Origin of the sequence: Streptomyces sp. NPDC092370, assembly GCF_044755265.1 — a bacterium.
GTDB lineage: Bacteria > Actinomycetota > Actinomycetes > Streptomycetales > Streptomycetaceae > Streptomyces.
Genome location: NZ_JBIVQO010000011.1, coordinates 159,669 through 184,616, shown reverse-complemented (window position 1 = coordinate 184,616; position 24,948 = coordinate 159,669). Strand labels below are relative to the sequence as shown.

The 24,948-nt window shown below is 70.4% G+C and carries 18 protein-coding genes and 4 pseudogenes; 11 read left to right on the top strand and 11 right to left on the bottom strand.

Annotation, left to right across the window (positions count from 1 at the left end):
• Window positions 1-165 precede the first annotated feature (165 nt).
• From ACIQHQ_RS29100 to ACIQHQ_RS29090, 3 genes are all read left to right on the top strand, one after another.
• Complete coding sequence (locus ACIQHQ_RS29100) at window positions 166-1,131, top strand: glycoside hydrolase family 6 protein (protein WP_402617194.1); 966 nt, start codon at window positions 166-168, stop codon at window positions 1,129-1,131.
• A gap of 274 nt (window positions 1,132-1,405) precedes the next feature.
• Complete coding sequence (locus tag ACIQHQ_RS29095; RefSeq protein ID WP_402617192.1) at window positions 1,406-3,811, top strand: SpoIIE family protein phosphatase; 2,406 nt, start codon at window positions 1,406-1,408, stop codon at window positions 3,809-3,811.
• Between the two features lie 495 nt (window positions 3,812-4,306).
• Window positions 4,307-6,118, top strand: a complete 1,812-nt coding sequence (locus ACIQHQ_RS29090) for a S8 family peptidase (RefSeq protein WP_402617189.1) — start codon at window positions 4,307-4,309, stop codon at window positions 6,116-6,118.
• A 450-nt stretch (window positions 6,119-6,568) separates the two neighbouring features.
• Here the strand turns inward: ACIQHQ_RS29090 and ACIQHQ_RS29085 are convergent, their stop codons facing one another.
• Complete coding sequence (locus ACIQHQ_RS29085) at window positions 6,569-7,765, bottom strand: cytochrome P450 (protein ID WP_402617186.1); 1,197 nt, start codon at window positions 7,763-7,765, stop codon at window positions 6,569-6,571.
• A 154-nt stretch (window positions 7,766-7,919) separates the two neighbouring features.
• On the opposite strand from ACIQHQ_RS29085, the gene ACIQHQ_RS29080 reads away from it, so the two are divergent.
• Complete coding sequence (locus ACIQHQ_RS29080) at window positions 7,920-9,425, top strand: FAD-dependent oxidoreductase (protein ID WP_402617183.1); 1,506 nt, start codon at window positions 7,920-7,922, stop codon at window positions 9,423-9,425.
• A 645-nt stretch (window positions 9,426-10,070) separates the two neighbouring features.
• On the opposite strand, the gene ACIQHQ_RS29075 is transcribed toward ACIQHQ_RS29080, so the two are convergent.
• A complete protein-coding gene (locus tag ACIQHQ_RS29075) occupies window positions 10,071-10,646 on the bottom strand; it encodes a hypothetical protein (RefSeq protein ID WP_402617180.1) in 576 nt (191 codons plus the stop codon).
• 427 nt (window positions 10,647-11,073) lie between these two features.
• Complete coding sequence (locus ACIQHQ_RS29070; RefSeq protein ID WP_283970683.1) at window positions 11,074-11,241, bottom strand: hypothetical protein; 168 nt, start codon at window positions 11,239-11,241, stop codon at window positions 11,074-11,076.
• Window positions 11,242-11,513: 272 nt separating this feature from the next.
• On the opposite strand from ACIQHQ_RS29070, the gene ACIQHQ_RS29065 reads away from it, so the two are divergent.
• Window positions 11,514-12,683, top strand: coding sequence for a S1 family peptidase (locus ACIQHQ_RS29065; protein ID WP_402617176.1), 1,170 nt, complete (start codon window positions 11,514-11,516; stop codon window positions 12,681-12,683).
• A gap of 128 nt (window positions 12,684-12,811) precedes the next feature.
• On the opposite strand, the pseudogene ACIQHQ_RS29060 reads toward ACIQHQ_RS29065, so the two are convergent.
• From ACIQHQ_RS29060 to ACIQHQ_RS29050, 3 genes and pseudogenes are all read right to left on the bottom strand, one after another.
• A pseudogene (locus ACIQHQ_RS29060) lies at window positions 12,812-13,622 on the bottom strand (sulfite exporter TauE/SafE family protein).
• Window positions 13,623-13,698: 76 nt separating this feature from the next.
• The gene (locus tag ACIQHQ_RS29055) at window positions 13,699-14,418 is read right to left on the bottom strand and encodes a cation diffusion facilitator family transporter (protein ID WP_402617173.1); all 720 of its coding nucleotides are present in this window, start codon (window positions 14,416-14,418) and stop codon (window positions 13,699-13,701) included.
• The gene (locus ACIQHQ_RS29050) at window positions 14,418-14,753 is read right to left on the bottom strand and encodes an ArsR/SmtB family transcription factor (protein WP_402617468.1); all 336 of its coding nucleotides are present in this window, start codon (window positions 14,751-14,753) and stop codon (window positions 14,418-14,420) included. The genes ACIQHQ_RS29055 and ACIQHQ_RS29050 overlap by 1 nt, the downstream gene beginning before the upstream one ends.
• Before the next feature lie 385 nt (window positions 14,754-15,138).
• Between ACIQHQ_RS29050 and ACIQHQ_RS29045 the strand changes: the two genes are divergently transcribed.
• A complete protein-coding gene (locus ACIQHQ_RS29045) occupies window positions 15,139-15,510 on the top strand; it encodes a hypothetical protein (protein ID WP_402617170.1) in 372 nt (123 codons plus the stop codon).
• A 617-nt stretch (window positions 15,511-16,127) separates the two neighbouring features.
• On the opposite strand, the pseudogene ACIQHQ_RS29040 reads toward ACIQHQ_RS29045, so the two are convergent.
• Window positions 16,128-16,259 (bottom strand): annotated as a pseudogene (locus ACIQHQ_RS29040) (cupin); the annotation flags it as partial.
• A gap of 3 nt (window positions 16,260-16,262) precedes the next feature.
• On the opposite strand from ACIQHQ_RS29040, the pseudogene ACIQHQ_RS29035 reads away from it, so the two are divergent.
• The 3 genes and pseudogenes from ACIQHQ_RS29035 to ACIQHQ_RS29025 all read left to right on the top strand — a co-directional run.
• A pseudogene (locus ACIQHQ_RS29035) lies at window positions 16,263-16,406 on the top strand (TetR/AcrR family transcriptional regulator); the annotation flags it as partial.
• Window positions 16,407-16,990: 584 nt separating this feature from the next.
• Window positions 16,991-17,304: pseudogene (locus ACIQHQ_RS29030) on the top strand (phenolic acid decarboxylase); the annotation flags it as partial.
• Between the two features lie 81 nt (window positions 17,305-17,385).
• Complete coding sequence (locus tag ACIQHQ_RS29025; RefSeq protein ID WP_402617168.1) at window positions 17,386-18,426, top strand: VWA domain-containing protein; 1,041 nt, start codon at window positions 17,386-17,388, stop codon at window positions 18,424-18,426.
• Between the two features lie 152 nt (window positions 18,427-18,578).
• Here ACIQHQ_RS29025 and ACIQHQ_RS29020 read toward each other — a convergent pair whose 3' ends face one another.
• On the bottom strand, window positions 18,579-19,628 hold the full coding sequence (locus ACIQHQ_RS29020) for an enoyl-CoA hydratase/isomerase family protein (protein WP_402617165.1): 1,050 nt from the start codon (window positions 19,626-19,628) through the stop codon (window positions 18,579-18,581).
• Window positions 19,629-19,783: 155 nt separating this feature from the next.
• Entirely contained in the window at window positions 19,784-20,485 is a 702-nt protein-coding gene (locus ACIQHQ_RS29015; protein WP_402617466.1) for a 2-phosphosulfolactate phosphatase, read from the bottom strand.
• Between the two features lie 218 nt (window positions 20,486-20,703).
• Between ACIQHQ_RS29015 and ACIQHQ_RS29010 the strand changes: the two genes are divergently transcribed.
• A complete protein-coding gene (locus ACIQHQ_RS29010) occupies window positions 20,704-21,126 on the top strand; it encodes a DUF350 domain-containing protein (RefSeq protein ID WP_402617162.1) in 423 nt (140 codons plus the stop codon).
• A 548-nt stretch (window positions 21,127-21,674) separates the two neighbouring features.
• On the opposite strand, the gene ACIQHQ_RS29005 is transcribed toward ACIQHQ_RS29010, so the two are convergent.
• A complete protein-coding gene (locus ACIQHQ_RS29005; RefSeq protein ID WP_402617159.1) occupies window positions 21,675-23,120 on the bottom strand; it encodes an FAD-dependent monooxygenase in 1,446 nt (481 codons plus the stop codon).
• A 182-nt stretch (window positions 23,121-23,302) separates the two neighbouring features.
• Between ACIQHQ_RS29005 and ACIQHQ_RS29000 the strand changes: the two genes are divergently transcribed.
• Window positions 23,303-23,902, top strand: coding sequence for a TetR family transcriptional regulator (locus ACIQHQ_RS29000; protein ID WP_402617156.1), 600 nt, complete (start codon window positions 23,303-23,305; stop codon window positions 23,900-23,902).
• 470 nt (window positions 23,903-24,372) lie between these two features.
• Here ACIQHQ_RS29000 and ACIQHQ_RS28995 read toward each other — a convergent pair whose 3' ends face one another.
• Window positions 24,373-24,855 (bottom strand): MarR family winged helix-turn-helix transcriptional regulator, encoded by a 483-nt coding sequence (locus ACIQHQ_RS28995; RefSeq protein ID WP_402617152.1) that lies wholly within the window; start codon window positions 24,853-24,855, stop codon window positions 24,373-24,375.
• Window positions 24,856-24,948 lie beyond the last annotated feature (93 nt).

Here is a 24,948-nt window from a genome sequence, read left to right as displayed (position 1 = left end):
AACCACCCCGCCACACCATACCGAGCACACCCCCAACGTTTTCCCCAGCTGTTGGGACCGCTTCCAATGGGAGCGCTCCCACCACATCCCCATCACCGCTCTGCCCAGGTCGCACGCTCGGGACCAGAGTGTGCGACACTCCTGCCAGGAAGTTGAGGTTCAGTCATGCGCCGCAGACTCCGTGCCTTCGCCGCAACGCTCCTCGCCCTGCCGCTGGCGCTCGCTGCCGCACCGTCCGCACACGCCGCGGACCCGACCACCATGACCAGTGGGTTCTACGCGGACCCCGACTCCAGTGCGAAGAGGTGGGCGGCCGCCCACCCGGGCGACGGCCGGGCCGCCGCGATCAACGCCTCCATCGCCAACACCCCGACGGCCCGCTGGTTCGGCTCCTGGAGCGGCGCCATCGGCACCGCCACGGGGGCGTACACGGGAGCGGCGGACCGCGTCGACAAGCTGCCCCTCCTCGTCGCCTACAACATCTACAACCGCGACTACTGCGGCGGACACTCCGCGGGCGGAGCCGCCTCGCCGTCCGCCTACTCCGGCTGGATCGCCCAGTTCGCCGGCGGTATCGCCAACCGCCCCGCCATCGTCATCCTCGAACCGGACTCCCTCGGGGACTACGGCTGCATGACCCAGGCGCAGATCGACGAACGCGAGAACATGCTCACCGGCGCCGTCGCTCAGTTCAGCCGGCAGGCCCCCAACACCTGGGTCTACATGGACGCCGGCAACCCCCGCTGGGCCGATGCGGCGACCATGGCCCGGCGCCTCCACGAAGCCGGTCTCCGGCAGGCCCACGGCTTCTCGCTCAACGTCTCCAACTACATCGGCACCGCCGAGAACACCGCCTACGGCAACGCCGTCAACCGTGAGCTGAGTTCCCGCTACGGTTACACCAAGCCGTTCGTCGTGGACACCAGCCGCAACGGCAACGGCTCCAACGGCCAGTGGTGCAACCCCGCAGGCCGTCGGATCGGCACAGCCACTCAGCTGGGCGGCGGCGCCGAGATGCTGTTGTGGATCAAGGTTCCGGGCGAGTCCGACGGAAACTGCGGCGTCGGAAGCGGGACCTCGGCCGGACAGTTCCTCCCCGAGGTCGCGTACAAGATGATCTACGGGTACTGACCGCGCACCGTCGGCGACGATCGAACACACAGCGTGCGGCCCCTGAGGCCGCACCGTCGCCCTTGCTGGACGCGCTGTCGCCCGCCTGAGGCACCTCAGGCGGGCGACAGCGGCCCTGGGACACCCCCGGCGAAAGACATGAGAGCTCACCCGGTCGCCTGTCCCCTCCTGGGCCGGGGCGCCATGCGACGGGAGCGGATCTACGCTGGACACACTGGCTGAAAACCAGCTCTGGCGGGCACCACTGTCCGGACGGAGGCATGGGCGCGTGGACATGGCCGACAAGCAGGACTTCCCCACTGCCGTTGTCGTCGTGGCCCCGGACGGCGTCGTGAGCGGTTGGAGCGAGGCGGGACGGCTGCTCCTGGGCTGGGCGGCGGAGGACACCGTCGGGCGGCCCGTGACCGACCTGCTGGTCGACCCGCCGCCGACCGGCTTCCCCGGGAGCTTCGGCACCGGCTCGCAGCCCACGGGGCCGATCGCCCTGCGTCACCGAGACGGCTCCACGATGGACGCGGTGGTGGCGACCCACCCGCTGTTCGCCTCCGACGGGCAGGCTGGGGGACACGTGGTGACCGTCCAGTGCTGGGGGCGCCGCCCCGTGATCGCCGACCGGGCCTTCGAGCAGTGCCCCTTCGCCCTCGGCGTCTACGACCCTGAACTGCGGTTCCTGTGGGTCAACGCCTCCGCCTGCCGGGTGATGGCGCACTCCGAGGAACAAGTGCTCGGCGAGAAGTACCGCGAGCTGTTCCCCGAACTGGACGACCAGGCATACACCGACCAGCTCTCCGAAGTGGCGAGAACGGGCGAGCCCGCACGTCTCATCACCGTCTTCCGCCCGCTCGGCAGCAACTACGCCAACGCCTGGGCCACCAGCATGTGGCCCGTCCGGGACGCCCAGGGAAGGATCCGCGCGGTCGCGAACTGGGGGTTCGACATGAGCGCCGAGTACTGGGCCCGTCAGCGCCTGCTCCTCCTCAACGATGCCGGGGCCGGTATCGGCCGGACACTCGACGTCCTGGGTACGGCCCGGGAACTGGCCAGTACCTCGGTGCCAGGATTCGCCGATCTCGTCACCGTGGATCTCTTCGACGAGGTGCTGCGCGGAGAGGAACCACCCGCCTCACCGGTCACCGGCGACACAGTGACGCTCGCCCGTGCCGCCGAGAACAGCGCCAAGGAGGACACCGACCCGTCTCCCGGTCCCCCGGTACCGGTCCACCATGCTCCGGACTCTGTCGCCGCCCGCTGCATGATCACCGCGAGGTCCACGGTGCAGCTCGCCGCTGAACCCGGCCCCGGCGGCGAATGGGCCTTCGGGCCCGGGCTCGCCGCCGACCCGGCCCACTGGCCGCCGGGCACCCCGCTGATCGACGAAACCATGACGGCGGAGGGGCTGACCGGCAGGATCACCGTCCCACTCCGGGCGCGCGGCGCACTGCTGGGCGTCGTCGCGTTCTCCCGCAGCGATCGGCCTGAGGCCTTCACCGCCGACGACCTGATCCTCGCCGAAGAACTGACCGCCAAGGCGGCTGTCGCCATAGACAACGCCCGTCGGTATTCGCGCGAGCGCACGACCGCGCTGACACTGCAACGCAGCCTGCTCCCGCAGCGGCTGCCGAGCCAGGAGGCGCTCGAGGTGGCCTCCCGCTACCTGCCGGCCGGGAGCGGTTCGGAAGTGGGCGGTGACTGGTTCGACGTCATCCCGCTGTCCGGCGCCCGGGTCGCCCTGGTCGTCGGCGATGTGGTCGGCCACGGCCTCCATGCCTCGGCCAGCATGGGACGCCTGCGTACGGCGGTGCGCACTCTGGCCGACGTGGACCTGCCGCCCGACGAGCTGCTGACCCACCTGGACGACCTGGTCATCCACCTCGCGAGCGACCTCCAGCCCGACAGCCGTTTCCAGCCGGCCGGCGAGTCCGGTGCCACTTGTCTGTACACCGTCTACGACCCGGTGTCCCGGCGCTGCACGCTGGCGAGCGCCGGCCACCCGCTGCCTCTGATCGTCTTGCCCGACGGCACCGTGCACCCTGAGACCGCACGCCCCGGGCCACCGCTCGGGATCGGCGGCCTGCCGTTCGAGGCGACCGAGTTCGAGCTGCCCGAGGGCAGCCTGCTGGCTCTCTACACCGATGGACTGGTGCGCAGTCGCGAGCGCGACGCGGATGAGGGCATCTCCGAACTGCTCCGGGTCCTGAACCAGGGGACCACCTCGCTGGAGACCCTGTGCGACACGGCGATGGAGACCGTGCTGCCCGGTCACCGCACCGACGACGCCGCCCTGCTGCTGGCTCGCACCCACGCGCTCGAACCCCACCACGTCGCCGACTGGGACGTCGGCCCCGACACCGCGCAGGTGCCGCATGCCCGGAAGTTCGCCGTCGACCAGGTGGAGGCCTGGGGTCTGGAGGAAGCGGCGTTCGTCACCGAACTGGTCGTCAGCGAGCTCGTCACCAACGCCATCAGATACGGGGAGCCGCCGATCAGACTGCGGCTGATCCGCGACACCTCCCTGATCTGCGAGGTGTCCGACGCCAGCGACACCGCCCCACACCTGCGCAGGGCGCGTGCCTTCGACGAAGGCGGCCGTGGCCTCCTGCTCGTCGCCCAGCTGACCCAGGGCTGGGGCACCCGGCACAGCACCCACGGTAAGACGATCTGGTGTGCGCAGACCCTGTAGGAAACCGGGCCGCGGCGAGGCCTGAGGCTGCGCACCGGCCCACGGCCACCGGGCGGTTTGGGCTCGGCCGCTCTCGGCGTGGCCGGCCTGCCGAGCCGGATCCGCGGGTGTTCCCGCCTGCCTGTCCGTACTGATGGCGCTCGTCGCCGTCCTGCCTCGTGGCATGCGACCGGCCGCAGTATGACATCTCCCTCCGGTCCACCGAGCCACATCTTCATTCATCGCTCCGCCGGGCGGCACGACCGGCCGACCCACGCCGAGACGGAGGCCCGGCCGGGGTGCTGGGGCCGTCGCCGCGGTGGCGCTGCCACTCGGGTCGATTCCTGGACGCGGCAGATCTTCGATCCGGAGCGTGGCCAACCATTTGTCGGGGCCGGGTGATTGAGGTGCCGAAGCCTCTTCCCTTGTCATGCCCACTTCTGAGATCTTGCGTCGACCCAATCGACCCACGGCCCGGTCGCTGCCACCCCTTGCGCCGGGCTCTCGGAGGATGCTGTGACAACCCCCCGCATATCCCGGCACCGTCTCAGACGGTCCCTGCTGGCCGTCGCCGCTGCCGGAGCGGCTCTCGCGTTCACCGCGCCCGCCGGCGCCGCCGACCTGGGCACCGGCCTTCCGTCCGGCCCTGCCGCGGCCCGCGCCGCAACGCCCGCCCAGACCGCCGCCGGATGGGCCGCGGGCACCCACTCCTACCTCGTCATCACCGCTCCCGGTGACACCTCGGCCGCACGCAACGCCGTTGCGGCGAACGGCGGTTCCGTCTTCGCGCACTATGACGCCATCGGCGTCGTGGTCGCGCACTCCTCTTCGGCCGGCTTCGCCACCGCCATGCGCTCCGTCACGGGCGTGCAGAAGGTGGGCGCGACCCGCACCTCGGACGTCCCCGCGGACGCCTACTCCCCCACCCTCCCCAGTGCTCCCCCTCAGTCGACCACCACGCTCACCGAGACCGCGCGGTGGGACATGACCAGGATCAACGCCGACAAGGCCTGGGCCGTCAGCACTGGATCGCCGTCCGTCACGGTGGGCGTCCTCGACACGGGAGTCGACGACCGGCACCAGGACATCGCGCCCAACTTCGACACCGCGAATTCCCTCTCCTGCGCCTACGGCAAGGCCGACACCCGCGCCGGCGCGTGGCGTGACGTCGGCACCCACGGCACGCACGTGGCAGGCACCATCGCCGCCGCCAAGAACGGCAAGGGAGTGGTGGGCGTCGCTCCGGGCGTGAAGATCGCCTCCGTGCGCATCGCGGAGCCGGGGACGAGCATGTTCTTCGCCGAGAACACCATCTGCGGATTCATGTGGGCCGGTGACCGAGGCTTCGACGTCACCAACAACAGCTATTACACGGACCCGTGGATGTTCAACTGCCCCGACGACCCGGACCAGGCGGCCATCATCGAGGGCGTGCGCCGGGCGCAGGAGTACGCGGAGGGCAAGGGCTCCCTCCAGGTCGCGGCAGCGGGCAACTCCAACTACGACCTGGCGAACAAGCGCACCGACAGCTCCAGCCCGAACGACTCCACCCCCGTCAACCGCACCATCACCAACGCCTGCGTCGACATCCCGACGGAACTGCCGGGCGTGGTGACCGTCGCGGCGATGGGCAACGGGAACATCAAGGCGTCCTACTCCAACTTCGGGCGGGACGTCATCGACGTCGCGGCCCCGGGCGGCGACGGAGCCTACGGCGTCTACTCGACGCTGCCCGGCGGCAAGTACGGGAACATGAACGGCACGTCGATGGCCTCACCGCACGTGGCAGGCGTGGCGGCGCTGCTGAAGAGTGCCGACCCGGCCGCCACCCCCGCTGAACTCCGCGGGCGACTGGGAACGCAGGCCACCGACATCGCCTGCCCGTCCGACAGCCGCTGCACCGGCACCACCGCGAAGAACGCCTTCTTCGGGGAGGGCCAGGTCGACGCGCTGAAGGCCATCGGCGGGACCGTGCCGCAACCCGGCCGGTACTTCGAGAACACCGCTGACGTCGCCATCGCCGACAACGCCACGGTGGAGTCACCGATCGCCGTCACCGGTGTGACGGGCAACGCCCCGGCCGCGCTGAAGGTCGGTGTCGACGTCAAGCACACCTACCGGGGCGACCTGGTGCTTTCACTCGTCGCCCCTGACGGAACGGTCTACCCCCTGGAGGACTTCGCCGACAGCGACAGCGGAGACGACGTGGTGAAGACCTACACGGTCGACGCCTCGTCGGAGGCCGCCCCCGGGACGTGGAAACTGCGTGTCCGTGACATAGCGACACAGGACACCGGGCGGATCGACAGCTGGAACCTCACCTTCTAGCACCGGGTCCACCGCGTGCATGCACTCCTCGCGGTGCGGCGGCGTCCCCACCGCCGCACCGCGAGGACGGGGAGGGGGACGGCCGGAGCGAAGGGCGGTAGTCGCAACCGTCGTGCCTCCCGCCCCGGAGCGCATACGGCCGAACGGCAACAGGAACCCGTGATGGGCACCTTTCCCACCAGCTCGATCATCCCCATACGCGACATGGTCGGACGCAGGCAAGAGGGCCCAACGATGAATGCGGTACCGGTCGACGGGACGTCCGCCCGGGCCGGATGTGAGCAGGCTCCTGGCGAGGGGCACAGGGCACCGGCGGAGGTGCCTGACACCGCCGAGTAACCCGTCCGCAGACACTTCACTGCCGCCTTCGGGGGAACGGCGGCTGAGGCGGGTTCGGACACCGGCTCTGGGCTGACGACCCCTTGGCCGATGGGCCCACCACCCCCGCCCTCACCACGTCACGGGCAGCTCCACCGGGAAGCGACGGATGGTCCGGGTGTCCCAGGGGACGTCCTGGGCGGGTACCGCCAGGCGGAGCTCGGGAAGACGGGTGAACAGGACCTCGATCGCCGTCCTGAGTTCCGCGAGGGCGAGTGTGCTGGCGATGCAGTGGTGGCCGCCCCAGCCGAACGTCATATGGGGATGAGCGGAGCGGTGGACGTCGATGACGTCAGGGTCCGCGAACACCGCCGGGTCCCGGTTGGCCGCGAGGTAGGAGACGTGGACGAAGTCACCGGCACGGATCACCACCCCTTCCAGTTCCACGTCCTGCAGCGCGACGCGGGGGATGCCGACGCCCTTGCGGAAGGGGATGTGCCGCAGGAGTTCGTCCAGCAGCCGGGGCAGCTGTTCCGGGCGGTGCCGCAGCAGGGTGTGAAGCTCGGGGCGGGTGAGCAGGGTGTAGGCGATGTTGCTGATCTGGCAGGTGGCTGTGTCGTTGCCGCTGAGGATGAGAGTCAGTGCGAGGACGGCCAGCTCGTCGTCGCTCAGGGGCTCCTCCCCTTGGTCGCAGGCAGCCATGGTGTTGATGAGGTCGCTGCTCCCGTCCTTCCGCCGTTCGGCGACCAGCGCGGTGAAGTAGGCGCGCAGGTGCTGCTTGGCCTCGGCCGCCGCCTGCCGGGCATCGGGTGCGGTGGCGAGCATCTGCTGTGTGTGGCGCAGCATGAGGGGCCGGTCCGGGGCGGGTACGTCCATCAGGGCGCAGATGGTGTGGTTGGGCAGCTGCGCGGACAGGCCCTGGGCCAGATCGGCCGGCGGCCCGTGCTCGGCCATCTCGTCCACGAGCCGGTGGGCCACCTGTTCGATGGCCGGGGTCATGCGCTTGACGCTGCTCTGCGTGAAGGCCCGTGCGGCGGCATGACGTAGCCGGGTGCTCCGCGGCGGGTCCATGACGTTGAGGGATTCCGGGGAGACGATCGGCTCGGGGGTCATCCGGGGGTAGTCCCGCCCGACGATGGCCGCCCGGCTGAACCTCGGGTCGGTCGTCACCTGGCGTACGCCGTCGAAGGTGGTGACCAGCCACGCCTCGGCTTCGCCGTAGGGCAGTCGGATACGGGTGACCGGGCCGCTGGCCATGAGCTGTGCGAGGGACGGGTCGAAGGCGAGGTGCTCGCTGAAGTCGAAGGGGCAGGCGGCGGTGCGGGCCATGTGTACTCCTGAGCGCGTGCGGCGGTGCGGCCATGTGGGCGGAACCGGTGGGCTCGGGCCACGGCCGCCCGGCCCGTGGGGGACATTTCGCATAGTGCGGCAGAGCGCCGCTCCATGCATCCAGTGCCGGTCAGACGGCAGAAAGCAGGGAGACGTGCCCGACCCCACCCTTCAGACACCACTGCGGCCGGCTGTGGACGTGCTGGTCGTCGGCGGCGGACCGACCGGCCTCACCCTCGCCTGCGACCTGGCCAGGCGCGGCGTGCGGACCCATGTCATCGAGGCGGCCGACGAGCTTTCCGCCGGTTCGCGTGGCAAGAGCCTGCAGGCACGAACGCTGGAGACGTTCGACGACCTGGGCGTCGATGACGCGCTGAAGGCAGCCGGCGCCGCCTTCCCTCCCATGCAGACCTGGCGAGACGGCGAGCGCCAGGGCGAGTGGCAGCTCATCGAGCCGGACCCGGAGGCCCCGGTATCACGTCAGCCGCAGCAGTGGCTGGTTCCCCAGTGGCGTACGCAGGACATCCTGCGCGATCGGCTGCTCGAGCTGGGTGGAACCCTGGAGTGCGGTGCCCGGCTCACGTCCCTCGCTCAGGCGGACACGCACGTGACGGCCGAGGTGGCGCGGGCCGACGGTGGCAGCCGCGAGATGACAGCGCTCTACCTGGTGGGCGCCGACGGCAGCCACAGCGCGGTGCGCGAGTCCTTGGGCATCGCCATGAAGGGTGAGGATCGCGGGCTGCGCTCGGCAGTGGTGGCGGACGTACGAGTCAGGGGCCTGGACCGCGATCACTGGCACATCTGGCCCGACGACCCGCCCGGGGAACTGCTGCTGTGCCCGCTGCCCGGAACGGCCGACTTCCAGCTCAACGCCAAAATCACCGGCGAGGAGTTCACCGCGACGCCCGAGACCGTGCGCAGTCTGGTCGCCGCCCGAACCCACCTGCCCGCGGACGCCGTCACGGACGTGCGGTGGTGCTCGTTCTACCGGCCCCGCACCGCACTGGCCGAACGCTTCCGAGAGGGGCGCGTTCTGCTCGCCGGGGACGCCGCTCACCTCCACCCGCCCGGTGGCGGCCAAGGACTGAACATCGGCGTGCAGGACGCCCACAACCTCGGCTGGAAGCTCGGCCAGGTCATCGCCTGCCACGCCCCGGACACACTGCTGGACAGCTACGAGGCCGAGCGCCGACCCGTCGCGGCGGGCGTCCTGGACCTCAGCACCCGCCTGTACCGAGCCGGCCGCAAGCCGGCGGACGGTGACCAGTCACGCTACCGGGGGCGGGTCTGCCATCTGCTGTCGGTGCACTACCGCGACAGTGAGCTTTCCATCGACGCCCGCGAACGCCGTTCCCCGGCCGGTGTCCAGGCGGGCGACCGTGCGCCCGACCTCGCGTGTGTCACCGCCGACGGCGCCCGCCGGAATCTCTTCGACCTGCTGAGAGGCCCGCACTTCACGCTGATCGCGGTGAACTGTGCACCGCCCCGGGCGACGGCGGGTATCCGCACGCACCAGGTGACCGACGGGCCGCTCACCCGGGAACTGGGCACAGGACTGTTCCTGATCCGCCCTGACCACCACATCGGTCTGGCTGCCGACAGCCCGGAACAACTCGGCCGCTACCTGGCGCGCGTCGGTCTGCGAAGCGACGAGTCGTAGAGAATGCTCGGCGCCGCTGCCACTGGGCGTCGGGACATGCGGGTAGGCGGCCTCCGTCCGGACCACGGCGACGGCGCCCGCTGGGGACCGGATGCCGCTGCCGCTCACCCGCAGCCCGGTGCGGTGACCGACCGGCCGAGTTGCCTGGCGAGGAACCGGAGCCGCGCTGTCGGCCTCGCACCTGGGCAGTTCCATGTGCTTGCCCGCATTGGCGCGCAACGTCTCTTCCTTCGAGGCGAAGGCGGTCGCACAGCGCCAGACCGGCCTCGCGCGGGATGCGCTCGTCGCCCCACTGCACGTCGAACTCGACCGGGACGGTGATCTGGCTGCGCCTTCCCGAGCAGGACATCGGGCCGGGTCGAGACGGAGCCGCGACCGTGATCCCGGGTTCGCTCGCCACCAGCGGCACCCCGACCGCGGTTCCCGAACCGATGCCCACGTATCCGATCGATTCTGCGACGCCGCCCCTCCCGTAGCGAGATACCGCCGTTCCGCTGGCGGCGATCGGCGATCTGGAGCATCCGCCGTCGACCGCGGCCCCATTGCGGGTCGGCGGCACGGTCGGCTCCTGGCGTGGTGACAGGATCACCGGCCGCTCGTACGGAGTCGCTTGAGCCGACCCCCCGCCACATCTGAAACGATCAGTCAGCAGGGCCTGACGTACCAGACGGGAGTCCAGTTGTAACTCGGCTCACTGTAGGTGGCGCCAGGCGTGGTGAAGATGACGTTGCGGTTCTGGTTCTTGAACAATGCGCGGGTGCCCGGCGTCTGATGGTTGTAGTACGAGCCGTCGCCGGTCCAGTTCTGCAGTGCGTAGTCCTGGCAGTGGTACAGGGCCAGTCGGTCGCCCAGGCCGAGTTGCTGACGGAACATGCAGAAATACCCGTAGTCGCACTCCCACTGTGCCGCGGCACGGCTTCCGGCCGACGTTCCCAACTCGCGCACCTGCTTCTCGCCGGGGACGGTGACCGTCAGCGTGGCACCGTCGGCCAGGACGATCTCGTTCGCCGAGACCTGCCGTCCGTCCTGGCGGGCAAGGTAGCGGTCCACCTTCGCCTGGAGAGCGTCGGCTTGGTCTCGGCTGAGGCCGGCAGCGCGGGCCTGTTCGTCGAAAGCCGCCCGGGGCTGTGCCGTCTGCGCGGATGCCGGTCCGGCCATTCCCAACGCCAGGAGGGCCACCGCTGCGGCCGCGAGCGATGCGTACCGTTTCAGTAGGGACATGCCATTCCTTTCGTGATGAGCAAGGGCACCAGGGACTCGTCCGGGTGATGGTCCGACTCCGCACGGGCTCCTCCGGCGTGAAGCGCGCCGGTGACCGCGGTGTGCCGCATACCGATGCGCCGCGGATTCCCGGGAACGTATCCGGACTGGCCTTCGGTGTCTTCCTGACACCTGTCAGGAAGACACCATCGGCAGAGCGGGCGGCTGCCGGCGGAAGGACGGTCTGCCGCGCCTGCGGGACTGGCCGGGCCTGGAGGACGCGCGATCTCGACGGGTCGCACGGCCGGGAGCTCGACGTGGGCACGGCGCGGTTCGGGAAGCGACTGCGCGCACCAGATCCTGAAACGATCAGTAAGGGCCCGTCAGCAACTTGCTGACGGGCCCTTCGCGGACGCCCCTCAACAGGCCTTCCGGCCCGGGGGCGAGGTCACCGTCTGCGGCTCCAGCCGCCGCCGACGCCGGCCACCTGCAGGGCCAGGCACAGCAAGCCCAGCAACATGACGTTCGTCGAAGAGAACACATCGTTGGTGCTGATCTCTGCCGCGTTGATCAAGAACGCGAAGAAGAACAGCACCGCCGCGACTATGCCGAGCATGAAACGAGCTCCTCTCGAAGGGGGTGAAGCCCGTATGCCCCGCCTCCGCCCCAACAGACACGGGACTTCGGCGGTTCGGCGTGAGCGCGCTGTCGCCGTATCGGGTGCCGGGGTACGCGACAAGCCACTCGCGTCGTCCGACAGCACGCGGCCCGGTCATAGGCCTATACCTTTTCATGATGACGGGCTAGGCTCTGCCGCGCGTATCCCGAGAGCGCTCTCAAGCTCTGCTGTTCCATCCCCACCCTGCTGGAACAACGAAGGGGCATCCCTTGAGACGCACCACAATCCTGCGCACCGGACTGTCCGCTCTGCTCCTGCTCGGCTCCTGGGCGACCGCGAGTGCCCTGCCTGCCTCCGCCGTGGAGGGTCCCGCCCGCTCCACCGAAACACCCGCTTCCACCGAAGCTCCGGCTTCCGCCGAGCTCCTGACCGCGATGCAGCGCGACTTGGGGCTGACCCGAGACGAAGCGGAAGCACGCCTGGCCGCGGAGAAGGCGGCGTCAGCCGTCGAACGCAAGGCGCGCAGTGCCGCCGGTTCGGCCTACGGCGGCTCCTGGTTCGACGCCGGCAGCGGCAGACTCACCGTCGCCGTCACCCGAGCCGCGCGTGCCGACGCCGTACGCGCGAGCGGAGCAGCTGTCCGCCTCGTGCGGTACAACGCCCGCCAACTCGACGCGGCGATGGAGAGGCTCGATGCGCTGCGAGCCCCTGCCGGAGTCGGGAGTTGGCACGTGGACCCGAAGGCCAACAAGGTCGTCGTGAACATCGTCGCATCGCACCGGGACGACAACGATGTCCAGGCCTTCCTCTCCCGAGCCCGCCAGGCCGCTCCCGTGACGGTGCGGCAGACCCCTGCCGCACCGCGCACCTTCGCCGCCGGCACCGTGGGCGGCGATCCCTACTACACCGGCAACGTCCGCTGCTCCATCGGCTTCTCGGTGCACGGCGGCTTCGTCACCGCCGGGCACTGCGGCTCACCGAGCGCGGCGGTGTACGGCTGGGACCGTTCCTACATCGGCAACTTCAAGGGGTCGTCGTTCCCCGACAACGACTACGCCTGGGTGAACGTGGGCAGCGGCTGGTGGACGGTACCGGTGGTGCTCGGCTGGGGCACGGTCCCCGACCAGCTCGTCCGCGGCTCGGCCGAGGCCCCGGTGGGTGCGTCCGTCTGCCGTTCCGGTTCCACCACCCACTGGCACTGCGGCAGGGTGCTGGCGAAGAACGAGACGGTGAACTACAGCCAGGGTGCCGTCCACCAGATGACGAAGACCAGCGTCTGCGCCGAGCCCGGTGACTCGGGCGGCTCCTTCATCAGCGGCGACCAAGCCCAAGGCGTCACCTCGGGCGGCTGGGGCAACTGCGGCAGCGGCGGCGAGACCTGGCATCAGCCCGTCAACGAGATCCTCAACCGGTACGGACTGAGGCTGCACACAGCCTGACCGATCACCGGCACACCGAGCGGGTCCCGTCCGTGCACCCGTCCGACGGCGCCCGCTCGGACCCCGCCTCCTTCTCGGAACTCAAGGCTCCTTCGCGCCGGAACCGACCGGCCGCACACGGCAGGTCTTCACCGGCAGCACGGATACTGGGCCGCGTGCAGCGTGCCGAGGGCGGCGGCGAGCGCGCCGAGCAGGACGCCGAGTGCGGCTTCGGGTACGCGGGGCCGGAGTTGCGCACCGAGATGGCCGCCGACGAGGCCGCCGAGGCCACAGGCAAGACCCAGGGACCACTGGGGCGCGACGGGACCGGAGCTCGTGGTGGCGAGCACGGCATACGCGGCGGTTTCGGCGGCGGAAGTGGCGAAGGTCGCGGCGAGCGTGGCCGGTGCGATGCGGGCCAGGGGCATGCCGCGGGCGGCGAGGATCGGTCGGCCCGAGCAGGGAGCCGCCTCCGATGCCGTGGATCCCGCCCGTAGATCCCGCCCACCACGCCGACGGTCAGGGTCAGGGCGGCGCGTGCGGCCGGCGACGGCTCGGCGTTCGTGCCGGGAGGCGGCTGGATGTGGTTCGCCCGCAGAGTGCGCGGGCACAGCCAGGTGCCGAGCGGCAGGAGAAGGGCGGCGACCCACAGCCGGAAGACATCCGGACCGGGGAGGGCGTGGACAGGGACGGCGGCGCCGGTGACCACCCCGGGCAGCGACCAGCAGACCAGGCGCCGGGCCAGTCCGCCACGCAGAGCGCCGTCGCGACGGTACCGCCACAGGGCGCCTGGCCCTGCCACCGCGTTGAACAACAGGTTCGTCGCGTGACAGCGGGGCTCGGCACGCCGAGGAGGCTGCGCTGGACCGGGAGACGGAAGACGGCCCCGGACACGCCGGGCGCGGTCACTGTCGATATCAGCAGCCCGGCCGCCGGCCCGGCCCGGATCGTCCACTCCACCACGGTCCCCGCTCCTCGACAGCCCGGCCAGTATCGAGGCAGTCGCCCGAGGAGGGGCGGTATGGCAACGTGATGTTCACGAACAGCAGGAGCGGCCCGGGCCGCAGCCGCACGCGCCGCCTGCCCGGAGCTCGGTCCGGGTGTCGGCCGCCGGGACAGCGGTGGGGACGCAGCAGCCCTTGCCCTGCCAGGCGTCGCGGCCTTCCTTGAGAGCCATGCCGGCGATGACGAGGGCGGCGAGCGGGTCGGCCCAGGACCAGCCGAGAGTGGCGTTGAGGACCAGGCCGACGAGGAGGACTGCCGACAGGTAGGTGCACAGCAGGGTCTGCTTGGAGTCGGCGACCGCGCTGGCGGAACCGAGTTCGCGGCCGGCACGGCGCTGGGCGGCGGACAGGAACGGCATGATCGCCAGGGAGAGGGCGGCGAGGGCGATGCCGGGGAGGGAGCGTTCGGCTTCACCGGTGCCGGTCAGGGCCCTGACGGCGTCGACGGCGACGTACACGGCGAGGGCGAAGAACGAGATCGCGATGATGCGCAGGGTGCGCTGCTCGCGTGCTTCCCGCACGGCGTGATCGGCCGGGGAGAACTGCCAGGCGACCGCGGCGGCGGAGGAGACTTCGATGACGGAGTCGAGCCCGAAGCCGATCAGGGCGGTGGAGGAGGCGATCGTGCCGGCGGTGATGGCGACGATCGCTTCGATGACGTTGTAGGCGATCGTGCCGGCGACCAACAGCCGTATGCGACGGGTCAGTGCGTCGCGGCGGGCGGGGCTCGGGCCGAGGGATATCGCGGTCATCAGCAGCATCCCTTGGTGTCGGCGTCGGGGCAGGTGCGGTCCGTTTCCACGGCGACCACGGCGGTGCGCAGGTCGTCCAGTGCGTGTCCGATGCGGTCGTCGGCGAGTTCATAGCGCGTGCGGCGGCCGTCCGGGACTGCGACGACCAGGCCGCAGTCGCGCAGGCAGGCCAGGTGGTTCGACAGCCGGGTGCGGGAGACACCGATCGTCTCGGCCAGGTCCGACGGGTAGGCGGGCGCCTTCCGCAGGGCCAGCAACAGCTGGCAGCGGATGGGGTCTGCGAGAGCGCGGCCGAAGCGCGCGAGCACTTCGACGTCCGGGGCGATGGTCAACACACCCATGAGAGTACAAGAAATCCTGAATTCAGGAAATCCTGAACAACTTGGAGTCGAAGCCGAGGTCGACGCTCACGGATGCGGGCCCTCGAACCGAGGCCGCACGGGCCGTGTTCCGGACGCTGCGCGGTTCGGGGCACCGTGAACGCCCGCCCGGATTGGCCTGCACCTCGGCCTTGCGGAGCTTCCGGCCGGCTGCGGGTGATGCGTCGACATCTCGCGGCCGGGCGGGGCCCGGTGCTGGTGCCGCCGGGACACGCGTGGGCCCGGTGCTGGTGCCGCCGGGACACGCGTGGGCCCGGTGCTTACGGCCCGGTGGTCACGGTTGGGACGCTTCACGGTCCCGGACGGCGCCGAACGCGCCATTCCGTGGTGCAGTCGAGTCATGGCCTCACCGCCCGTGGATGACCAGGACTCCCCGGCGCCTCCCCGGCGCCAACGCCCTTCCCGGCTGACCGACGTCGGCGTCGCCCTGCTGTTCGTGGTCGCGGACGCCGTCATCGTGGTCGTCGGCGGGATACTGCTCTTCGTGGTCGGCATGGGAACCGCGCCGTCGCCGCACTCCTCGCGCCCCGCGCACTCCCGCGACACCCCTGTTCTGATCTGGCTCGTCATCTGGGGTATTCCGGCCGTGGCGGCGACCGGTGCCTTCGTGCACGCCCGTCTGAGGATGCCTTTCACCGCCGTGGTGCAGGGGTTGTTCACCCTCGCCTGCACGCTCCTGGCCGTGGCGTGGACGCGCATGCTGCTGTCGTAGCGCCGGTCGCTCCAGCTGTGGCGCGTCGCGGGTAGGTGCGCCTGCCGATGTCGTGGACGGGTCGAGGGCGTCACCGGTCGGCCGGGATTACAAGATGCGGGCCGCCGATTTGCGCTACCTCATGAGAGGGACATCAGCTGGGTATCGCCGTGGAAGTCCGGCCGTTCGTCCTCCGCTGCTCGCGGCCGGCGGGGTACGGGCAACGCCGGGCTGCGGCAGCAGGGCAAGGCCGAGCTCTGCCCCGGCGGGCCACCGGGCAGAACGTGCCCGGCCGGTCGAAGGTGAGCCGGGAGGAACTCATCGACGCCCTGGCCGGAGCGGGCCGTGGCCGCGAGAAGAGCACGGCCTGACCCTCGCGGCCATGGCCGTGGAGCCTGCCGGAGCCGACGCTCCGCGCGACCGTGTCACCGGCCGATCCGCCGGGTCGGGCGATCGCGACCGGTGACGTGTGGGAGCGGTCGGCCGGGGATCCGATCCAGCGGTCCGGGTGCGCCGATTCCACCTGGGCCCCGTCCGGCTCCCGGCCGTCCACGGTGGTCGTGGTGGCGGCGGGCGGAGACCCCGGCTGGGACCTGTGGTGCCCCGGCGGCAGCACTTCTCCCGGACCGTCGTCCCTCTCAGTCGGTGCCGGTTCGCTTCTCGAGGCGGGTACCGTCACGAAGGGTGATCGACATCAGGTCGCTGGGGGCTTCCAGCTCCAGCCGGTGCCAGCGACCGCGGGGGACGATCACGGCGGTGCCTTCCCGCAACCCCGGGAGCAGTCCGTCGCCGATCTCGACCCCGGCGAGCTGCCCCGCTTGGCACAGGTCGCGGACCGCTGGGCGCCGCTGACCGCCGAGGACACCTACCTGGACGGACTGCGGGCCTTGGTGGGCGGCCTCTTGGCCACGCGCTGACTTCGCCGCGGCCATGTACGGATGCCGCTGAGAGGGTTCGACGACACCCCCGGCCTCCTCCGCCCGCTCAAGCGTGCGGCGAGGTCCCGACCGGCCCGTCTGAGCGCACAGCGCGAGGGGGCCGTCTGGAGACTCCGGGCGGTCAGGAGGAACTGCAGGCAGGGCCGTGGGCAGGGCATGGGGAAGGGCCGCTTCGACCTCCCCAGGTGTCGCGGCCCTTCCCGTCCACCGGCAAGCGGATACCCCGACTCGGGGATTCCACGCCTCCCGGTCGGGAGCACGGATCAACTCCGTGAGCGCGGGCAGCACCCACCCTCGACGGCCTGGCGGAGGCCGTCCGGCACAGGTGGGCCGATCGGCAGACGACGCCTTCCGCTCGACGAGGCCGCAGGCGGTCACGGCGCAGCGGGATGTCCGGTTGTCGAGGTGGCTGCCCATAACCGGGTCGCGGCCTCGGCGGCGAGAGCGCCGGTGTCAGGCAGGAGCCGCAGGAGCTCGACGCGCACCTCGGGAAGTTCCGGCAGATCCCCCGCGCCGCGGGTGCGAAGCGGCACAGCGCACTGAGCGAGAAGGACAAGGCCCCCGTGGTCAGCCCCGGAGCACACGAGACCACCGTCCGGAACCCCGTACTCCCGCAGCAGCTTCCCGGGATCGTCGGCCACCGGTTCCTCTGCACGTACGCCAACGGCTGGCGGTACGAGATCTACGTCAAGAACCGACCACCATCGACTACCGGATCCACGCCGGCATGGTGGGCGGACGCTGGGTCAAGGACCAGGAGGCCGACCTCGTCCGGTTGGACGACGACCACCACGAGGTCTCCTGGCGCGAGCCCACCGGCACCTCGGTCCGCGTGAACCGTTGCGGCGTGAGGTGCTCTCCCGGTGAACCCCGGTTGCCCGCGGGCACGGGAGCGAGATCGATTGTCAGTGGTGGGTGAGAAGGTAGGGACATCAAGCCGGAACAAGGGGGAGCTGTGATGTCCGGAAGCCAGAATTACATCAATCACGTCGCTCTAGTGCTGGATGCCAGCTCGTCCATGTCGCACCTGAGCCGCAAGGTCGTCGAAGTCGCCGACCAGCAGATCGCGTATCTCGCCCGCCGTTCCAGGGAACTGGACCAAGAAACCCGCGTCACGGTGTACGCCTTCGCCGACAAGGTGGAGTGCGTCATCTACGACAAGGACGTGCTGCGTATGCCGTCATTGAAGCAGTTGTACCGGACCGGTGGAATGACGGCCCTCCTGGCGGCCGCACTGAAGTCACAGAGCGAGCTGGCTCAAACGGCCCAACTGTACGGCGATCACAGCTTTCTGACATTCGTGCTCACCGACGGGCAGGAGAACGCGAGCCACCGCTGCCCGGATTCCCACGGCAGGGATCCGCGTCAACTGGTCCAGGCCGTGGCCCAGATGATCGCGACACAGCAGGACAACTGGACGCTGGCCGTTCTGGTGCCCGACCAAATGGGCAAGCGCGAGGCCATGCAGTGCGGGTTCCCCAAGGACAACATCGCCATATGGGACGCCACCAGCACGCAAGGCCTGGAGGAGGCCGGGCAGGTCATCCGGCAGGCCACCGAGAACTTCATGGTGGGCCGAACCCAGGGCATCCGGGGATCGCGAGCGGTCTTCTCCACCGGCGCGGAAGCGGTCAACGAAGACACCATCAAGGCAGCCGGTCTCACCCCGGTCGACCCGTCGAAGTACCAGCTGATCCCCGTGACCCGCGACGCGGCGATCAGGGAATGGGTGACCGAGTGCGGGCACACCTACCAGACCGGCAAGGCGTTCTACCAACTGAGCAAGTCGGAGAAGATCCAGGCGCAGAAGCAGATCGCGGTGCTGGAGAAGAAGACGGATCGCGTGTACACGGGACCCGCGGCCCGAACCCTGCTCGGATTGCCCCCTACGGAAGTCCGCGTCAAGCCGGACCACAACGACCACTTCACCATCTTCGTGCAAAGCACCAGCGTCAACCGGAAACTCGTACCCCACACACGGCTGCTGCTCATGCTCTGACCATTCCTGAAACAGATGGGGTGCCGGAGCGTCGCCACCCCGGCACCCCGCAAACCACCGTCGGCCGATTCAGGCGCCCAAGTATCCATTCCCGCAAGACGAACTGCGGGCCTTTCGACGCCGAGCCGGGCTCCCCTTGAGCACCCGTCCGCTCACAGGCCGAGTTCGCGATCGCCGAGCGGGGCGAAGAAGCGCTCGACAGCGGCCTCGGTGACCTCGGTGAGGGTTTTCGGTGACCACCGCGGCCTGCGGTCCTTGTCGATGACCTGGGCGCGGATTCCCTCCACCAGGTCGGGTGTGTGCAGGGCGGCGCACGAGACGCGGTATTCCTGGTTCAGGACCGACTCCAGCGTGCCGAGCCTCCGGGCTCGGCGCAGGGAGGCGAGGGTGACCTTGAGGGCGGTCGGCGACTTGGCGAGCAGGGTCTCCGCGGCCTGTTTGGCGGCCGGATCACCATGCGCGAGCAGCCGACGCACGATCTCCTCGACGGTGTCGACGGCGTAACAGGCGTCGATCCAGTCACGCTGGGCGGCCAGAACCCCAGGCGGAGGTGTCCGCACACGGCCTGCCGGAGCCTCCCCCGCCGGCGCGTCGGCCAGGGTGTCGACGAGGTCCGGCAGCGCGGCCGTCGGCACGTAGTGGTCGGCGAGCCCGCACAGCAGCGCGTCGGCGGCTCCGACCTGAGTGCCCGTCAGGGCAAGGTGGGTGCCCAACTCCCCGGGGGCCCGGGCGAGCAGATGAGTGCCGCCCACGTCCGGCACGAAACCGATGCCGGTCTCCGGCATGGCGACCCGGGACCGCTCGGTGACGAAACGGACGCTGCCGTGCGCCGAGAGGCCCACTCCGCCGCCCATGACGATGCCGTCCATGATGGCGACGTACGGCTTGGGGAAGCGGGCGATGCGGGCGTTGAGGTGGTACTCGTCGCGCCAGAACACGGCGGAGGCAGTGCCGTCACCGTCGCGGGCGTCGTCGTGGATGGCACGGATGTCACCGCCGGCACACAGGCCGCGCTCCCCCACGCCCGTGAGGACGACGGTCTCCACGGCCGGGTCCTGCTCCCACGCGGTCAGCGCCTCGTCGATGCGGCGGACCATGGTGTGGGTGAGGGCGTTCAGGGCCCGAGGCCGGTTGAGCGTGATGTGGGCGGCGCGCCCGCTGGTGTGGAAGAGAACGGGTTCCCATCCCTCGGCTCCGCTCATCGGAGCGCCTCTCCCCGGCCGTGGGTCACGATGACGCGCATGTCCTGTCGGTCCTTCCCTTTCAGGTGGGGCACGGCGTCCGCCGTATCGGGGCCGAACCACCCTGCCACGTGCACCCTACGGTGCGTCGAGACCTGCCTGGCCGGCTGGTGCGATCAGGTCGAAGCCTCGTCGGTCGGCGAAGGCACGGCACACCGGCGGAGGACCATGAGCGAGTCCTCCAGGGTCGCCACCAGGGCAAAGGGGAAGCGATCCAGCTCAAGACAGAGTGCGACGTCATCGGGATGAACTCCTTGACGCACCCCCGTCGCGAGCTCGGCGGCGGCGCGCGAGTCGCCGGCTCGGCGGAGGAAGTCGGTGGCGTCCGTGTCGGCCCCGGTGGCCCTCCGGGCAATGTATTGAGCGCACGCCAGGTCTTCATCGGCCTGTCCGCCCTCGCCCGTGACCACGAACGTGACACGGTCGCACTCGCGAGCCCGCAAGAGCCGAGCCGTCGCCTCCGCCACCACGAAACCGGCGCACAGCACCAGCGACGCCTCCTTGACCGCCAGGGCGCCGACCGTCCCTGCCGTGGTCTTCTGTACGACCGTGCGTCCGTCGAGGTCGGCAGAGCGCAACAGCCCCGGCGAGTTGACCCTGTCGAAGCCGGGCGCGGGCGGCCCGTCCTTGAGCGTCACCCATTCCGGGTGGCGAGCCTTCAGCGCCAGGGCTTCGTCCAGCGACTCTGCAAGAACGATCTTCTCCGCCCCTCGGGCGAAGACCCAGGCAGCCACCGTGAAAGCACGCATGACGTCGACCACGACCGCCACGCGCGGAGCTTGGGTCAGGTCGGCGATGCCAAGGAAACGAGCCTCCATCCGGCCATGATCGCGCAAGCCCGGTCCGAACACCTTGACCGTGACACGCATCACCCTCGGGGCCGTTGCCGCACCCGGCGGCAACGGGGGGTGTGAACTGTCGCCGCTGAGCCCCACGGAGGGGCGGGCGCCGTTCGGCGGGCGGCGTGCGTGCGCTACATTTTGCCTCTCCTTGACCGCGATCAGTCATGATCCCTAGCTTCGGAGTCGGCAACCCCATGAGCGACATCGTCAACGGACTCGGGCGGGCCACTGCGTACGGCGGTCTGGGGCTGGTTCTGTTGGTCCTCGGCATCGTCCTGGTCGATGTGCTGACGCCCGGGAAACTCGGCCGGCAGATCTGGGAACAGCGCAATCGCAATGCCGCCACGGTCCTCAGCTCCGCGCTGCTCGGTATCGGCGGCATCGTGTTCACGTCCATCTGGACGACGTACGAGGACTTCGGCAAGGGACTGGTCTCGACCGCGGCGTTCGGCCTGCTGGGACTGGTGATGATGGCGGTGGCGTTCTGGGTGGTGGACCTGGTCACCCCAGGTCGCCTCGGTGCCACGCTGGTCGAGGAGGAGCCTCATCCTGCGGTCTGGGTGACGGCCTCCTGCAACCTCGCTGTCTCGGCCGTGATTTCTGCGTCCATCGCCTGAACCGGCGGCTCCCTTGGCCGGCCCTGCCCTTGGCCGACGGCCTGTCCGGGCTCCGCGCACGAGCGGACGGCGCTTCAGCCGGTCTTTCGACGACGGTCGAATGACCTGGCTCGACTCCCGCCCCCCCCGGGTCGAGCGCTTCATGCCGGTGCTGCCGCTGGCAGGGCGGTCACCGGCCGCGGCAACCGCATCAACTACCGCACCTACGACCGCGTCGTCCTCAACGAGCACTGCGGCCGCTTGTCGCTGACGCGGGGCCCGCCGCGGCAGGGGGTGCGCCGGTGCCGGGCAGGGGGCGGGCCCGGCGCAGGACCTCACGGAACGGTCACCACGTTCGGTGCGTTCGCCCGGTTCGCCCACGCCGCCCCGCCCGCTCCCCCGCAGCCGGGCCAGCCGGCACGCTCGTGGAGCAGGAACCCTTCGACAGGCGAGGCGGGCGTCGACCTCGGCGGAGCGACCGAGGTCGTCCAGGGCCTCGCCCGGCCGTGAGATGCGGCGCCTCTCGACCACCTCGACCCGCGACGCCGGGATGATCCAGCCGAGAGGGCCTAGCCCAGATACCGGGCCACCGCTTCCTCGATCCCCGCCGCGTCCGCGCCCTCCGCCGCCCAGCCCACGTATCCGTCGGGCCGTACCAGGACGGTCGTCCGGCGGTCGCCCGCCCAGCGCTCCACGGTCAGCCACCCCTCACGGACACCGGGGCCTTCGTACGTCTCGGGCGTGATCACCACGAACCGGCCGCCGCGCAGCGCCTCGTAGAGCCGGCCGTCCTTCAGGGCGACGTCGGGAACGCGGGTGCCGGTGAGGCGGTGGGCGCCGCGGGGGGCGGGGTAGGCGTAGCCGATCCCGGTGATCTGCCCCAGGGCCTTGCGCTGGACGGGCGGGGCCATGTCGACGAACGCGGAGACAAGGTCGCGGGCGGCACGCAGCAGCGGATTCCGCGCGCGGGCCAGCCGGACCAGTCCGCCACTGCTGCGCAGCACCGCCCTGCCGACCGGGTGGCGCTCGGCCTCATAGCTGTCAAGGAGCCCTTCGGGCGCCCGGCCCTGGATGGCCGCGGCGAGCTTCCAGCTCAGGTTGGCGGCGTCCTGGAGGCCGGTGTTCATGCCCTGCCCGCCGGCCGGGGAGTGGATGTGCGCGGCGTCCCCGGCGAGGAAGACCCGCCCGACCCGGTAGTGCGGTGCCTGGCGCTCGTCACTGTGGAAACGGGAGAGCCAGCGGGCGTCGTGCATGCCGTAGTCGGTGCCCAGGGCATGGCGGGTGATGTCCTTGACCTCGTCGAGGTCGAGCGGGGCGTCGTCGGAGACCTCGTTGCGGCGGTTCCAGCCCATGACCCGGTACCAGCCGTCGCCGAAGGAGGCGATCATCGCGAAGGCGTCGCCGCGGCCGTTGACGGTGAGGACACCCTCGGGCTTCTCGGCCAGCCGGACATCGGCCAGGATCAGCGACTTGATGACGGAGACACCGGGGAAGTCCATGCCGACCGCCTCCCGCACGGCGCTCCGGTGACCGTCGGCTCCGACGACATAGGCCGCCCGGCGGGTGACGACCGTCCCGTCCGCGCCGCGCACGTCGAGGTCGACCCCCTCGTCGTCCTGCCGCAGCCCCACGACCTCGCTCTCATACGCGAACTCGACCCCAGCCTCCCGGGCCCGCCGCTCCAGGAGCCGCTCGACCTCGTACTGCGGGGTGATGAGCAGGAACGGGAAACGCGAGGGCAGCGTGCTCAGATCGAGGGAGAGGCGGCGGAAGAGCCGCAGGCCGGTGATGGTGTCGCCGGTGGTGAGGAGTTCGTCGGCGAGGCCGCGGGCGTCGAGCTGCTCCAAAGTGCGTGCGTGCACCCCGAAGGCGCGGGAGAGGTTGCTGATCTTGCGCGGCCGCTTCTCGACGAGAGTCACGGTGACGCCGGCTGTGGCGAGGTCACCGGCGAGGAGGAGGCCGGTGGGGCCGGAGCCGACGACGATCACGGTGCGGTGGGTGGCGGTGCCGTTCATGGTGGCCTCCTGTTGCCAACGCTTGCTTGCCATCACCAGTTGCCAACGAATGTTGGCCAACGCTCGTTGACGAAGATAGTGAAGCACCGAGAAGCATGTCAACAGCCGTTGGCAAACACCGTTGGCAAACAACCGTTGGCGAACACTTGTTGACCTACAGTCGTTGGCCTACGCTCGTTGGCATGAACGGCAGCGACAGCACCCCCACGGTTCCCGGCTCCGGCGCCCCCCGCCGCTCCGACGCCACTCGCGGCGCGATCCTCGCGGCGGCCCGCGAGCGCTTCGCGACCGACGGCTACGAGCGAGCCACCATCCGCGCCATCGCCAAGGACGCGAACATCGATCCGTCGATGGTGATGCGGTACTACCGCAACAAGGAGGGCCTCTTCGCGGCGGCCGTCGCCATCGACCTGCGGCTGCCGGACGTGAGCGGGGCGGACCGTCGGCAGGACGCGGGGCGGACCCTCGTCGAGCACTTCCTCGACATGTGGGAGAACAACGAGGTTCTCACCGCCTTGCTGCGGGTCGGCGTGACCAACCAGGCCGGGGCGGAGCGCATGCAGGGCATCCTGCGGGACCAGCTGCTGCCGGTCGCCCGGCAGGTGTGCCCCGACCCCGAGCAGGTCCCGGCACGGGCCGCACTCATGGCGTCGCAGCTGCTGGGGCTGGCGCTCACGCGGTACGTGCTGCGGATGCCGCCGGCGGTGGGGCTGGCGCGGGCGGAGATCGTGGCATGGCTGGCACCGACGATCCAGCGGTACCTGACCGCGCCGAGCCCCTGAGGCTTGCCGCCGAGCGACGAGAAATTCGGGCCCCGGAGGCCGGCCGAGCGCGAGAACCCGCCGAGCCCCTGACACACCTGGGCGGTCTCGCACCTCGCTCAACGTAGTGCAGAGAAGGGAGGGTGCCGACCGGCCGGTGCCCCGCAGCCACAGCGAGGAGATCACGGGCGACGGCGAGGCGGAGCCGGTGACCGTGAAGCTGGGCGTATGGGTCTTCAACACCCGCGCGGGGAGGGGCAGGCTCACCCCGGAGAGCAGCGGCGGCGTACTCAACGTCGGTGAGGGGGGCCAGCCAGTGGACGACGTCGTGGTCCAGGTCGCCCACGTTGATGGCCGACCGTCCACGCCGCCGAACCGTCCCCCTCAGAAGAGGGCCCGCGCCCGCCTCGTCGGCGGCCACCCAGGACGTCAGCCCGGCCGGCATCGCCTCCCGCCATCCGACAGCGCCGGCATGCGACACTCCACGCGATTCAAGAAGTCCGGGTGTGGTGGCCCAGCAAGCGAGTGAGCAGCCGCACGAACTGGTCGCGTTCGGCAGGGCTCAGCGGTGCGAGCAGTGTGTTGTGAACGTCGTCCAGGGTCTCGTCGAGGCGGCGCAGATGGCGGCGGCCCCGAGGGGAGATCGTGATGACGTTGCGGCGCCGGTCGCCGGGATCGGGGGTCCGCTCGACGAGGTCACGCCCGGCCAGTTCGTTCAGCACGCCGACCATGTCGCTGCGGAAGATCCCGGAACGCCTGCTCAGCTCCGCCTGGCTGGCCGGCCCGTACTCCTCCAGTGAGGCCAGCACGGCGTAGTGCCACTTGCGGGCGTCGACTTGGGCCAGTGCTTCGGTGACCAGTCGGTCCGACCTCATAGTGAGCTGAGACAGCAGCCGGCTCGCCTGCCGACGCAGTCTGTCGGGCGTTCTGAGCGCGCCTTCGTCGGGCAGGTCCGCTGTTTCGGCTCCGGTCATGACTCCTTCTCCGTTGCGTTAGTCCGACTAACGATATACGTTCACGCGAGCCGAAAACGTTAGTGCGACTAACACTCCCCCGAACCCAGGTAG

What these genes read in the sequence shown, in the direction of transcription:
- ACIQHQ_RS29100 (WP_402617194.1), top strand. Translation starts at nt 166, where the DNA reads ATGCGCCGCAGACTCCGTGCCTTCGCCGCAACGCTCCTCGCCCTGCCG.
- ACIQHQ_RS29095 (WP_402617192.1), top strand. Translation starts at nt 1,406, where the DNA reads ATGGCCGACAAGCAGGACTTCCCCACTGCCGTTGTCGTCGTGGCCCCG.
- ACIQHQ_RS29085 (WP_402617186.1), bottom strand. Translation starts at nt 7,765, where the DNA reads ATGGCCCGCACCGCCGCCTGCCCCTTCGACTTCAGCGAGCACCTCGCC.
- ACIQHQ_RS29075 (WP_402617180.1), bottom strand. Translation starts at nt 10,646, where the DNA reads ATGTCCCTACTGAAACGGTACGCATCGCTCGCGGCCGCAGCGGTGGCC.
- ACIQHQ_RS29070 (WP_283970683.1), bottom strand. Translation starts at nt 11,241, where the DNA reads ATGCTCGGCATAGTCGCGGCGGTGCTGTTCTTCTTCGCGTTCTTGATC.
- ACIQHQ_RS29055 (WP_402617173.1), bottom strand. Translation starts at nt 14,418, where the DNA reads ATGACCGCGATATCCCTCGGCCCGAGCCCCGCCCGCCGCGACGCACTG.
- ACIQHQ_RS29045 (WP_402617170.1), top strand. Translation starts at nt 15,139, where the DNA reads ATGGCCTCACCGCCCGTGGATGACCAGGACTCCCCGGCGCCTCCCCGG.
- ACIQHQ_RS29025 (WP_402617168.1), top strand. Translation starts at nt 17,386, where the DNA reads ATGTCCGGAAGCCAGAATTACATCAATCACGTCGCTCTAGTGCTGGAT.
- ACIQHQ_RS29020 (WP_402617165.1), bottom strand. Translation starts at nt 19,628, where the DNA reads ATGAGCGGAGCCGAGGGATGGGAACCCGTTCTCTTCCACACCAGCGGG.
- ACIQHQ_RS29015 (WP_402617466.1), bottom strand. Translation starts at nt 20,485, where the DNA reads ATGGAGGCTCGTTTCCTTGGCATCGCCGACCTGACCCAAGCTCCGCGC.
- ACIQHQ_RS29010 (WP_402617162.1), top strand. Translation starts at nt 20,704, where the DNA reads ATGAGCGACATCGTCAACGGACTCGGGCGGGCCACTGCGTACGGCGGT.
- ACIQHQ_RS29005 (WP_402617159.1), bottom strand. Translation starts at nt 23,120, where the DNA reads ATGAACGGCACCGCCACCCACCGCACCGTGATCGTCGTCGGCTCCGGC.
- ACIQHQ_RS29000 (WP_402617156.1), top strand. Translation starts at nt 23,303, where the DNA reads ATGAACGGCAGCGACAGCACCCCCACGGTTCCCGGCTCCGGCGCCCCC.
- ACIQHQ_RS28995 (WP_402617152.1), bottom strand. Translation starts at nt 24,855, where the DNA reads ATGACCGGAGCCGAAACAGCGGACCTGCCCGACGAAGGCGCGCTCAGA.